General features: G+C 43.4%; 13 protein-coding genes. 12 read left to right on the top strand and 1 reads right to left on the bottom strand.

Annotation, left to right across the window (positions count from 1 at the left end; genetic code table 11):
• The 12 genes from atpD (at position 1) to WKU33_RS14430 (ending at position 11555) form a co-directional block, all read left to right on the top strand.
• On the top strand, positions 1-1404 hold the full coding sequence (gene atpD, locus WKU33_RS14485; protein WP_156854274.1) for a F0F1 ATP synthase subunit beta: 1404 nt from the start codon (positions 1-3) through the stop codon (positions 1402-1404).
• 69 nt (positions 1405-1473) lie between these two features.
• A complete protein-coding gene (locus WKU33_RS14480; protein WP_156854276.1) occupies positions 1474-1872 on the top strand; it encodes a F0F1 ATP synthase subunit epsilon in 399 nt (132 codons plus the stop codon).
• A 174-nt stretch (positions 1873-2046) separates the two neighbouring features.
• Entirely contained in the window at positions 2047-2277 is a 231-nt protein-coding gene (locus WKU33_RS14475) for a DUF1146 family protein (protein ID WP_340455305.1), read from the top strand.
• A 412-nt stretch (positions 2278-2689) separates the two neighbouring features.
• The gene (locus WKU33_RS14470) at positions 2690-3406 is read left to right on the top strand and encodes a YwmB family TATA-box binding protein (RefSeq protein ID WP_340455304.1); all 717 of its coding nucleotides are present in this window, start codon (positions 2690-2692) and stop codon (positions 3404-3406) included.
• Positions 3407-3442: 36 nt separating this feature from the next.
• Positions 3443-4777, top strand: coding sequence for a UDP-N-acetylglucosamine 1-carboxyvinyltransferase (murA, locus tag WKU33_RS14465; protein WP_340455302.1), 1335 nt, complete (start codon positions 3443-3445; stop codon positions 4775-4777).
• Between the two features lie 250 nt (positions 4778-5027).
• Positions 5028-6179, top strand: a complete 1152-nt coding sequence (gene spoIID, locus WKU33_RS14460; RefSeq protein ID WP_340455300.1) for a stage II sporulation protein D — start codon at positions 5028-5030, stop codon at positions 6177-6179.
• Between the two features lie 131 nt (positions 6180-6310).
• Positions 6311-7252 (top strand): M23 family metallopeptidase, encoded by a 942-nt coding sequence (locus WKU33_RS14455; RefSeq protein ID WP_340455298.1) that lies wholly within the window; start codon positions 6311-6313, stop codon positions 7250-7252.
• A gap of 381 nt (positions 7253-7633) precedes the next feature.
• Positions 7634-7912, top strand: a complete 279-nt coding sequence (spoIIID, locus tag WKU33_RS14450; RefSeq protein ID WP_156854285.1) for a sporulation transcriptional regulator SpoIIID — start codon at positions 7634-7636, stop codon at positions 7910-7912.
• A gap of 225 nt (positions 7913-8137) precedes the next feature.
• On the top strand, positions 8138-9139 hold the full coding sequence (locus tag WKU33_RS14445) for a rod shape-determining protein (protein ID WP_340455296.1): 1002 nt from the start codon (positions 8138-8140) through the stop codon (positions 9137-9139).
• Positions 9140-9504: 365 nt separating this feature from the next.
• Positions 9505-10308: a flagellar hook-basal body protein gene (locus WKU33_RS14440; RefSeq protein WP_340455295.1), complete on the top strand. Its 804-nt coding sequence runs from the start codon at positions 9505-9507 to the stop codon at positions 10306-10308.
• 26 nt (positions 10309-10334) lie between these two features.
• Positions 10335-11174 (top strand): flagellar hook-basal body protein, encoded by an 840-nt coding sequence (locus tag WKU33_RS14435; protein WP_340455294.1) that lies wholly within the window; start codon positions 10335-10337, stop codon positions 11172-11174.
• A gap of 18 nt (positions 11175-11192) precedes the next feature.
• Positions 11193-11555, top strand: a complete 363-nt coding sequence (locus WKU33_RS14430) for a DNA-directed RNA polymerase subunit beta (protein ID WP_156854293.1) — start codon at positions 11193-11195, stop codon at positions 11553-11555.
• 134 nt (positions 11556-11689) lie between these two features.
• Here the strand turns inward: WKU33_RS14430 and WKU33_RS14425 are convergent, their stop codons facing one another.
• On the bottom strand, positions 11690-11836 hold the full coding sequence (locus WKU33_RS14425) for a lmo0937 family membrane protein (RefSeq protein WP_188855774.1): 147 nt from the start codon (positions 11834-11836) through the stop codon (positions 11690-11692).
• Positions 11837-11995 lie beyond the last annotated feature (159 nt).

The following is an 11995-nucleotide window of genomic DNA, read 5'->3' as shown; positions in this document are numbered from 1 at the left end:
ATGAGTAAGGGACATGTTACACAAATAATGGGTCCTGTTGTCGACGTTAAGTTCGAAGACGGCCAACTTCCTGATATTTACAACGCTCTTGTAGTAGATATCAACGTAAATGGAGTGGAAAGCAAGCTTACATTGGAAGTTGCACTTCACCTTGGTGACAACAGTGTCCGTACGATTGCAATGTCATCCACGGATGGCGTTCAACGCGGCGCGCCTGCTACAGACCTAGGCAGACCAATCTCCGTACCAGTAGGAGATGTGACATTAGGAAGAGTATTTAACGTATTAGGTGAAAACATTGACCTGGACGAGCCACTCGCTTCAGACGTTCGTTTAGATCCAATTCACCGAAATGCTCCTGAATTTGAAGAACTGTCAACAGAAACAGAAATCTTGGAAACAGGAATTAAAGTTGTTGACTTGCTCGCACCTTATATTAAAGGTGGTAAAATTGGATTGTTCGGTGGTGCGGGTGTAGGTAAAACCGTACTGATCCAGGAACTAATCAACAACATCGCTCAAGAACACGGTGGTATTTCCGTATTCGCCGGAGTTGGAGAGCGTACACGTGAAGGTAATGACCTTTACTTTGAAATGAAAGACTCTGGAGTTATTGCTAAAACGGCAATGGTATTCGGTCAGATGAACGAACCACCTGGAGCACGTATGCGTGTTGCCTTGACGGGTCTAACAATGGCTGAACATTTCCGTGATGAACAAGGCCAGGACGTTTTACTGTTCATCGACAACATTTTCCGTTTCACACAAGCAGGTTCCGAGGTTTCCGCGCTATTAGGCCGTATGCCTTCAGCGGTAGGTTACCAGCCGACGCTTGCGACTGAAATGGGACAGTTACAAGAACGAATTACATCAACGCAAAAAGGTTCCGTAACATCAATTCAAGCGATCTACGTACCTGCGGATGACTACACGGACCCGGCTCCGGCAACGACATTCGCACACCTTGACGCGACAACAAACCTTGACCGTAAACTTTCAGAGCAAGGTATCTACCCGGCGGTGGATCCACTAGCATCCACATCTCGTGCCCTTGACCCGGAAGTAGTAGGGGAAGAGCATTACCGCGTAGCAACGGAAGTACAACAAACACTTCAGAAATATCGTGAATTACAAGATATTATCGCAATTCTTGGTATGGATGAGTTGAGTGAAGAGGACAAACTGACGGTTTCTCGTGCACGTCGTATTCAGTTCTTCTTATCACAAAACTTCCACGTTGCTGAACAGTTCACTGGTCAGCCAGGTTCATATGTGCCTGTAAGCGAAACGGTAAAAGGATTTAAAGAAATTCTAGAAGGTAAATATGACGATCTTCCAGAGGATGCATTCCGTCTGGTAGGAAGCATTGAAGAAGTTGTGGAAAAAGCAAAACAATCACAATAAAAAATGGAAGAAGTGAGTAGAGATGAGGAATTTCTACTTGCTTCTTACCAATATTAGGAGGGGTTTATCCTGAAAACACTAAATGTGAGTGTTGTAACTCCTAGTGGTACAGTTCTGGAAGAGGATTATGAAATGATCGTCTGTATGACAGAAGATGGAGAATTAGGTATTCTACCAGGTCATATCCCTTTAGTAGCTCCATTAGCGATAGGTGTTGCTCGTTTAAAGAAAAATGACGAAACCTATAAAGTCGCAATAAGTGGCGGTTTCATGGAAGTGCGACCGGATAAAGTAACTATCTTAGCGCAAACTGCCGAAAAAGCAAGCGACATTGACGTCGCCCGCGCAAAAGAGGCGAAAGAACGGGCAGAACGTCGCTTACAAGCGAAACAAGACGATACCGACTTCCGGAGAGCTGAATTAGCACTCAAACGCGCAATGAATCGCCTCAGCGCAGGCGGAAAATAAAAAACAAAATCTCTTATGACACCACAGGTTATAAGAGATTTTTTTCATTGGGACAGGGGGTCAGAGCATCTGTCCCACTAAAAGTGGGACAATCGCTCTGACCCCCTGTCCCGGTTTCCGGAAATCATTTCCCGGGAAATATCGACAATAATATTCCTTATGGGAGGTCGTTTTATGTTTTCAATTGGACAGTTTGCGCTAATTGGAATGATTTCGCATATATTTTTCATTTGGCTCACATGGAGAGTCATGCTCAAGTTGAATTTTGATCCGATTATTCGAAAAGGCCATCCACAAGATGGCAGGATTTTCCTACTCTTCCTTGCCATCATGGTTGGAACAGGAGTCAGCAGATTCGTCCTCGACATCTTACAATGGTCACAGGATCTGATCTATCTGTTTTAACGTTAACGAATGGAAAGGTTATTCAATGAAGGGGAGGAGCATATATACTAATATGGATTAAATCCGAACAAATTATCTTTTTAGCTCCGGGAATATACGCTAGACTTCATTGGTCCGGCAAGTACAGTCACGTCCTGTGACCAGCACCGGCACGAGAGCTTCTTATTCATCGGGATTTAGATGGGAAGCCTAGGTGAGAAGCGACAGAATGCTCTGTTCGTTGCGGCTCGCCAGTCGCCCACGGCTAAAGTGAAGTATTTTCAAGCTTTAATGCTCCATTTATAACTTGTTCGGATTTATTTCTCCACTCTTTACTTCAGAATCTTAGTCAATCTCTCATTCTACCAATCTATGAATAAATTTCTGCCTTCTGTCCATACTGGAAATAACCAAATGGAGAGGGGTAACGACTATGCAACAGTTCATTATATCTTTTCTAATCGCAACCTTTATAACGCTGACAGGATCAACTCCTGCACATACAGAAATAGACCCACTACACACGCTGACAGAAATTACAACTACGAACCAATTACCACTAACAGGCTGGGAAGTAACCCTGAAAGAAACAATCCACACAACTGACTTTGAACAAATTGTGAATGATAAAAAAAATAGTTATTTCGTATCTAGAACAGAAGATGAAAATAGTATAATATTTAACTTTGTTAGTGCCGATAAACCGGCATTAATTATAACCCAAAAACGAATGATTATAGCGAAGGAAAATCCAGGGCAAATAGAACTAATTGCCGTCCTAAAAGGAGAATCATGGAACGAATCAGTCCAGCAGGAATATGACGAGACACGTAAAAATCTTCTGAATAAACTTTTCCACACAAATGTCAAATCATTTACTTGTATTGAAGTGATAGAAGATGATACAATAGGGAATAGGGCGATTATGGAGAATTTGACAGAATCGCTACAGCTGGTACATATAGAAGAACAGTATGATTCATACGAAATGTCCAAGCTTAAAAAGTTGATTTACGGGTATACACCACTATGGAATGACAAATTCATTCTGGAAGGTATACCTTATAACGTGCAAATTGCCACAGCCGAGAAGGAATCAGGAGAGCTTGTCTACACGATAGGAACACCTATCCTAATTACTGAATACTAATATCTAGAAATAAGGATTTGAAGGAGATTTATAAATATGGAAAAAATCATCGTAAGAGGTGGACAGCAACTACGCGGCACAGTAAAAATAGAGGGTGCCAAAAATGCCGTATTGCCAGTTTTGGCTGCGAGTTTAATTGCCAGCGAAGGCAAGAGTGTCATAACAGACGTACCTGTTTTAGCTGATGTCTATACAATTAATGAAGTACTGAGAAATCTAAATGCCGATGTAGAATTTAATGCAAATACGAATACCGTGGAAATTGATGCTTCCAAGGAATTACTTACAGAAGCCCCATTTGAATATGTACGAAAAATGCGCGCATCTGTGCTTGTTCTGGGACCATTACTTGCCCGCTACGGCCATGCCAACGTCGCAATGCCGGGTGGATGTGCCATCGGATCCCGTCCCATCGACCTTCATCTGAAAGGCTTCGAAGCTATGGGAGCAGACATTCATGTCGGCAATGGGTTCGTTGAAGCACGAGTGGATGGTCGTCTTCAAGGTGCAAAAATTTATCTCGACATGCCAAGTGTTGGCGCAACCGAGAACATCATGATGGCAGCATCCCTTGCAGAAGGAACGACGATTATTGAAAATGCTGCGAAAGAACCTGAAATAGTTGATTTAGCCAATTATTTGAATAAAATGGGTGCTGATATCGTTGGAGCAGGTACAGAAACCATCCGTATTTACGGAGTGGAAAAGCTTTACGGCACAACGCATACGATTATTCCTGACCGGATTGAAGCAGGAACCTTCATGGCTGCAGCTGCAATTACAGGTGGAAATGTTTTAGTGGAAAATGTGGAAAGCGAACATCTCCGTTCCGTTATTTCCAAGATGGAAGAAATGGGTGTATCGATTGAAGAAGAAGGCACAGGACTCCGTGTGATCGGACCGGAAACCTTTACATCAACCGATGTCAAAACACTTCCATATCCCGGATTCCCTACCGATATGCAATCCCAGATGATGGCTTTGATGCTGAAAGCAAATGGCACAAGTGTCCTCACCGAGACGGTTTTTGAAAATCGCTTCATGCATGTAGAAGAGTTCAGAAGAATGAACGCTAAAATCAAAATTGAAGGTCGCAGTGTGATCGTAGAAGGGCTAAATGACCTGCAAGGTGCTGAAGTTGCAGCAACCGATCTACGCGCTGCTGCTGCGCTTATTTTGGCTGGTCTTGTAGCAGAAGGACATACCCGCGTCACTCAATTAAAGCATCTTGACCGCGGCTATGTGAATATTGTTGGAAAGCTTGCTGCATTAGGTGCTGACATTGTCCGTGTTGATGAGTTCGACAATGTGATTGAAACAATTACAGAAACAAACGAATTAAGCGGAGAAGCAATTGCAAAGTTATTATAAAAAATAAACCGTCGGGCAGTTCGGACGCCTGGATACAAAATTAAACACCCCTATTTCAGAAAAAACAATTCTGGTAGGGGTTATTTGTATTTATAGCCTTTAAACCGTTATATTTTTTCCTATAAACTGCAATTCACAGGTCTATTTCTAACTTTTTCGTATAAATATAATAGTAGATTGCAATACTAGGCTGTGCATAAGGGGAAGTGAAACTCCTCTTCACGGCAAATCAGCGACGAGGAGGGAATTTGTGAAAAGTCCGAAGAAAAACGCCCATATCCAGAAACTACTCAAGAAAAAGACACAATTGAAATCAGTATCCAGCAAGCCGAAGTTTAAAACAATGAAACGAAAGCCACCCCCTTTCATTAAACGTAAGGGTTCTGCTTATTTCCAACATCACCAGCTCTCTTACCGGCTGCCGCTCATCCTGCTGGTTGCTTCCCTGTTTATCCTTATTATTGCCATTCCGAGCCTGATCGTGCTGCCACAGAACAAAAATAATGAAGCAACAGAGCCGGCGGATGATTTTACAATTATGAATGAACAACAACAGGAAGCCATATCCGTCGCGGTCATGCGAACGAAAGCAGATGTCGTTGAAGATGTTTCTCTGGAGAATTATATTGTCGGTGTCGTTGCTGCGGAAATGCCTGTAACCTTCGAAATGGAGGCACTGAAGGCTCAAGCCATTGCAGCTCGGACGTATACAGTTAACCATCTCCTCACAAATGATGAGGATTCCTACGATATTACAGATACCGTGCAAGATCAGGTATATAAGAACAATGACGAATTAAAGCAGCTATGGGGCAGTGCCTATGAAGACAATATTAAAAAAATCAAAGCTGCGGTGGAATCGACGCGTGGAGAAATTTTAACGTATGAAGATGCTCCGATCATGCCTGCCTACTTTTCGATGAGTAATGGCTATACGGAAAACTCGGAGGACTATTGGGAAAAAGAGCTGCCCTATCTACGGAGCGTGCCAAGCCCATGGGATTTAGAAAACCCGAAGCTCGTTAATCAGGAAACATTTACGAAAGCCGAACTGGAAGAGCGTCTTGGTATTACGTTATCCAGTGATGCGGCTGATCATATTACGATTGCCCGCTCAGACAGTGGCCGCGTCAGTCAATTTACAATGGATGAAAACACATTCACAGGAAGGGAAATCCGCGATAAGCTTGAGCTCCGTTCCACGGATTTCTCCGTTAAACAAGCAAATGATCATTATATTTTCACGACGAAAGGAAATGGTCACGGCATCGGCATGAGTCAGTACGGTGCGGATAGTATGGCGAAGGAAGGAAAGAACTATGAAGATATCGTGAAGCATTACTATCAGGGAATAGATATAAGTACGCTTGATGAAGCAGCTCCGACCCTCGTCTCGAAATAGACGGGGGTTTTTCCTTGATTACTGATAATATTGGCAAGTAACAGCTTAATTTCCCCTTAACAACCAAAATAATACATGTTTATGAAAAATATTTCCTTGCAGATGTATAGATTTTCTATTTTCTGAACAGAATGGTTGTTGAGGTGATGAAGATGAATGAGGAAAACAAATTCGGTCCAAAAAAAAGTTGGACACGCATTTTCCGTAAAAAGTGGTTCTTCCCTAGTCTTTATTTGGTTCTAGCAGCTCTATTAATCTCAGCAGTTGTCTGGTACCAAAATAATGGAGACGATCAGGAAATTGTCGAGGAGCGGGAACAGTCCGAAGAGTATTCCCCGGTTCTAAATGAAGAGGAAGCAGAGCCTGTCATGGAACAACAAGAAGTCGTACAATTACCGATCGAAAACAGTGAAGAAGCGCAGATTGTAACGAAATTTTTTGACTATAACGCAGACGAATCAGAGAAGGTAAATGCCCTAATCCATTACAACAATCGTTATTATCAAAGCACAGGTATTGATATTACAACAGAAGATGGGGAAGGCTTTGAAGTAGTCGCTGCGTTAAGTGGTACAGTCGCTGAAGTGAAAGAGGACCCGCTTTTAGGGAATGTTGTCGTAATCGATCATGGTGACGATGTGAAAACCTATTATGCGAGTCTTGGCGATGTGAAGGTTGAAGCAGATGCAAATGTAAAACAAGGAGAAGCAATTGGTACAGCCGGGAAAAATAAATTCGGAACAGAGCATGGCAACCATGTTCACTTCGAAGTCCGAAAAGGTGATACACCTGTGAACCCGGAAGCATTGCTGAACCAACCGCTTGCAAGCATTGATGATCTCATGGACTCAGCTGAATCAACTGAGGATGTAGCGGAGGATGCGGACGAATCAGAAGGTGTAACAGAAGAAGCGGAAGAAACAGAACCAACAGAAGAAACGGATGCAGTCGAGCAGCCAGAGGAAGCGGATGAACAGGATGAAGACGCTGATGCTGAACTAGATGAATCCGACGCTGACTTGGAAGTTGAAGATGAACAACCAGAAGAAACGGAAGACGACACAGAAGAATAAACACACAAGCAAACACCTTGGCATTTCAGGCCAAGGTGTTTTTGCGTGGTGGGACAGTGGGGTCAGAGGCATTTGTCCCACTGGGACATCGCCTCTGACCCCACTGTCCCACAAGCCGTCTCAAAAACTGGGACAAATGCTCTGACCCCTTGTCCCAAAAAGATTTATTCATATTCGGTTGGTGCTTGTAATAAAATGTTACAAACCAACCAAGATTTTAGTGCTGAGGTGAAAGAGCATAGTAGTGACTTTTTCCGTTCCCGCAATGATGCAAATTACATAGACTCACTTTTCGGTTCAGTTGACAGCATTAAATAATGAGCCCCGGTTGAAGAGATAAGAGATGACACCTCAGAACGATCAACTTAGGAGGCGAACGGTGTGCATGATTACATCAAAGAAAGAGCAATCCGTATTGGACAGCATGTGATTGAAACGAGAAAGACAGTCCGGAAAATTGCCAAAGAATTCGGGGTCTCCAAAAGTACTGTCCATAAAGATTTGACTGAACGTTTACCTGAGATCAATCCCGAACTTGCCGGACAGGTGAAAGAAGTGCTGGAATATCATAAAGCAATCAGACACCTGCGTGGCGGGGAAGCAACGAGACAGAAATATAAAAATGAAGGCCGCCTGAAGGTAAACCCCTCCCGGAATTAATACCCCCAAGCTACTAGTCGCCTCCCGGGATTAGTAGCCCATTTTTTTACAGAACTTCCCAGAATGAACCCGCACCCCTATCTGCCGTCAAGCACAACAAAAATTTCATAAAATAATTATCAATAAAAGAAGTTAAATGTGACAAACTGTGATAAAATATGTTAATAGTAGCATTGTGTCTAAATCACGATGTAAGACAAGTTAATTTGGGAGGACCTAGATAGAATGTTTTCTAGAGATATTGGAATAGACCTTGGAACCGCCAACGTTTTGATTCATGTAAAAGGAAAAGGAATTGTGTTGAATGAACCAGCTGTAGTAGCGATGGACCGAAATACTGGAAGAGTACTGGAAGTCGGAGAAGAAGCCCGTCGCATGGTTGGTCGGACACCTGGAAATATAGAAGCAATCCGCCCGTTGAAAGATGGGGTAATTGCTGATTTTGATGTGACTGAAGCGATGTTAAAGCATTTTATTAATAAAATCAATGTTAAAGGCCTGTTTACAAAACCGCGCATGCTCATTTGCTGCCCGACGAACATTACGAAAGTCGAGCAGAAAGCGATTAAAGAAGCGGCGGAAAAGTCAGGCGGAAAGAAAGTATATCTGGAAGAAGAGCCCAAGGTCGCAGCAATCGGTGCTGGGATGGAAATTTACCAGCCGAGTGGAAACATGGTTGTCGATATCGGTGGAGGAACGACAGATGTAGCCGTTCTTTCTATGGGTGGCATTGTAACCTCTGAGTCCATTAAAATGGCAGGGGATAATTTTGATGCAGAAATTCTACAGTATATTAAGAAAAAATATAAGCTCCTAATCGGTGAACGGACTGCCGAAGAAATTAAAATCAATGTCGCAACCGTTTTTGAAGGTTCACGTGATGAATCCCTTGAGATTCGTGGTCGAGACATGGTGAGTGGCCTTCCGCAAACAATAACGGTAAACTCCAAGGAGATTGAAGAAGCGCTTCGTGAACATGTTTATGTAATTGTACAAGCTGCGAAAACGGTTCTTGAGCAGACTCCACCGGAACTATCTGCTGACATCATCGACCGTGGTGTCATTCTCACTGGCGGAGGAGCGCTCATCCACGGTATGGACCAGTTGCTTGCTGAAGAGCTGAAGGTGCCTGTATTTGTGGCGGAAGAGCCAATGAGCTGTGTTGCTAAAGGAACCGGAATCATGCTTGAAAACATTGATAAGATCGAAGGTAAAAAGATTGGATAAGATTGAAAGGTGCTAAGCGACCCTTACAGTAAGTTGGGCGAATCGTTTCGCGGGCTTGGGACTGCTTTTACTTGTCCCACCGAAGAGCGTTTGTACCAGCACATAGCAGTAGTCGCGGCAACGCAACGTAGAAACTGTGTCTCCCAGGACGGGAAGCGGTTCTTCCGAGGTAGTTTTTTCACGGTAGAGAAACATTCGTTGCAAAGTCGCAAGAAGCTTACTTAAGAAGAGAATTCATCTTGTTTGTGCTAGGTGCAGTACGGAAAAGGTTATTGCTAGCAACTTTCAGTTCATAATCCACAGATTTTTATTAGTAATTCAATAATTTTTCAAAATATCCTGAACGCTAAAAAGGAGGAAATCGCGTGTTACGAGGATTCTACACTGCTGCAAGTGGCATGATGACCCAGCAGCGTCATCAGGAAGCATTAGGGAATAATCTGGCAAATATAAATACACCAGGATACAAGGCGGATCAAGCAACAATCCGGTCATTTCCTGAAATGCTGATTCAAGCCCAAGGGAAGAAACAGTTACCGGTGAATCGGAACGTGCATCTCCCAATAAGTGAGACAATCGGTTCGCTTAATACCGGAGTCTATGTCCAGGAATTCGTACCTAATTTTGCGCAGGGCGGCATCCGCGAGACGAATATCGGAACAGATCTTGCTATAACGCAAGATGCAGTACCGGACGAGACAGGTGGTATCTTTTTCCGTGTACAAAATGAAGCAGGGGAAGAACGCCTCACTCGCAACGGAAATTTCACCATTGACGGGAACGGCTTTCTTGTGACGAATCAGGGCTATTACGTGTTAAATAACGCTGGTACACCGATTGAGACAGGTGGCAGAGATTTTACCGTGACGGATACGGGAATGCTTCATACCGATACGGAAACGATTCCGCTAGGACTAGCCTACGTAAACGATGTGAATGAACTAACAAAAGAAGGCGATAACCTGTACGACGGCGAATCAATTGCGGTACCGGCTGATGCTGAATTTACTGTTTTGCAAGGCTTTCTAGAGCAGTCGAATGTGGACGCGCAGGCGACGATGACAGACCAGTTGAATGCTTACCGGATGTTTGAACTGAATCAGCGCGTGTTACGGGCTTATGATGAAAGTTTAGGAAAAGCAGTGTCAGATATCGGCCGCCTCGGTTAAACAAGATTTAGATTGGAGGTTTATAGATGTCACGGACGATGATTCAGGCAGCTGTGACGATGAATCAGCTGCAACAGAAATTGGACTTGATTGGACATAATATGGCGAACAGCCAAACACCTGGCTATAAAACACGAAACTCGGAATTTTCCTCCCTTTTAACCCAGCAAATCAATAATCTAAACACCCCGGAAAATGCGGTGAATCGACTAACGCCAGAAGGAATTCGTGTTGGGTCTGGAGCAAAGCTTGGAGCAATTAATAATGATTTTTCTATCGGATCTCTACAGACGACAAACCGGGCACTCGATCTTGCCCTTCGCAATGAAAGGCATTTTTTCCAGATTCAAACGGGGGAACCTGGAGCACTCGAGACGAATTACACACGCGATGGAAGTTTTTATTTACAGCCGACGAGTGCAGGGGCGGATGCAGTGATGCTGACAAATGGCGATGGCGAACCCGTCCTTGGGCAAAATGGTGAGCGAATTATAATTGCAAGTGGCTTCGAGGGAATCGAGGTTCGCGATAATGGACAAATCGTCGTTGAACGGAATGGTGAGCTGCAGGTAGTTGGTGCAGTTGGCATTGTCGAAATTACGCGGCCACATTTACTGGAAGCAGCTGGTGGCAATCTTTTCCGTCTGCCTGATGCTGGTGAGTTGGGCTATGTGATGGATGAAGTTGTGGAGCAAATCGGAGTTACCAATTTATTAGTTGAAAGTGGGATGTTGGAGCAGGCGAATGTTGATTTGGCAACTCAGATGTCAGAATTAATGGTGGCTCAGCGTGCCTACCAGTTTAATTCCCGGACGATTTCAACGACCGATCAGATGATGGGACTCATCAATCAACTGAGAAGTTAAGATTAAGGAGAACAAACGATGTCAACAAAGCAATTAAGACTAGCTGGAATAGGAAAGAAACAAGAAAAATCCAGCGAAGCAGAGGATAAAAAGCTAAATAAACGTGCAAAAAAAGCGGAACTTGCCGCCGAGAAAAAACAATCGAAGGCAAAAAGTCCTGAAACAAAAGAGCAGCAAAGGCGAAGTGAACAGCGGGACAAGCAATCGAGAGTACGGATTTTCCCGATTTGGCTGCGCATTATTATTGTTGCGATTCTCGCCGTATTTGCCCTTGTAGCAGGGCTTATGATCGGTTACGGAATCATTGGCGACGGAACCCCGACAGACGCACTTAAGGTGGAAACCTGGCAACATATCATCGACATCGTTACAAAAGAATAAAGTGGCACTTCTTCTCGTATAAGAGCCACACGTACAAGTTATATTGTGGTAAATGATAAAGGACATAGGTGGAAATCCTATGTCCTTTTTGTGAGTGTATTAGCTTTCGTTAGGCTGCAATTTTTAATTAAAAGTTAATCGACCCGTCCTCCAGTTATTAAACGGAAAATAAGCACGATTAAGGCGATAACTAAAAGTATGTGGACAAGACCGCCGCCAACATCAAATGAAAAGCCTAATAGCCATAATACGAGCAATAGAACAATAATTGACCAGAGCATTTTGTTTTCCTCCTAACTACTTCTAAGGTTGATTTTTGAGAAATGCACTTGCCTTTCTTTTTCCGTTTTCGATTGGAGTCAAACATGCAAACTTGATATAATCAAAACTAGCAAGCAAAAGGATATGGAAGCATCATTTTAAATATCCCTGCTTTATCA

Origin of the sequence: Oceanobacillus sp. HCA-5259 (assembly GCF_037892815.1) — a bacterium.
Lineage (GTDB): Bacteria > Bacillota > Bacilli > Bacillales > Amphibacillaceae > Oceanobacillus > Oceanobacillus indicireducens.
Note: the sequence above shows the minus strand (reverse complement) of the source record. Positions and strands in the feature narration are given on the sequence as shown.

Excerpts from the sequence above, each read along its gene's own strand:
- atpD (WP_156854274.1), top strand. The coding sequence starts at position 1 with ATGAGTAAGGGACATGTTACACAAATAATGGGTCCTGTTGTCGACGTT.
- WKU33_RS14475 (WP_340455305.1), top strand. The coding sequence starts at position 2,047 with ATGTTTTCAATTGGACAGTTTGCGCTAATTGGAATGATTTCGCATATA.
- WKU33_RS14470 (WP_340455304.1), top strand. The coding sequence starts at position 2,690 with ATGCAACAGTTCATTATATCTTTTCTAATCGCAACCTTTATAACGCTG.
- murA (WP_340455302.1), top strand. The coding sequence starts at position 3,443 with ATGGAAAAAATCATCGTAAGAGGTGGACAGCAACTACGCGGCACAGTA.
- WKU33_RS14455 (WP_340455298.1), top strand. The coding sequence starts at position 6,311 with ATGGTTGTTGAGGTGATGAAGATGAATGAGGAAAACAAATTCGGTCCA.
- WKU33_RS14445 (WP_340455296.1), top strand. The coding sequence starts at position 8,138 with ATGTTTTCTAGAGATATTGGAATAGACCTTGGAACCGCCAACGTTTTG.
- WKU33_RS14435 (WP_340455294.1), top strand. The coding sequence starts at position 10,335 with ATGTCACGGACGATGATTCAGGCAGCTGTGACGATGAATCAGCTGCAA.
- WKU33_RS14430 (WP_156854293.1), top strand. The coding sequence starts at position 11,193 with ATGTCAACAAAGCAATTAAGACTAGCTGGAATAGGAAAGAAACAAGAA.
- WKU33_RS14425 (WP_188855774.1), bottom strand. The coding sequence starts at position 11,836 with ATGCTCTGGTCAATTATTGTTCTATTGCTCGTATTATGGCTATTAGGC.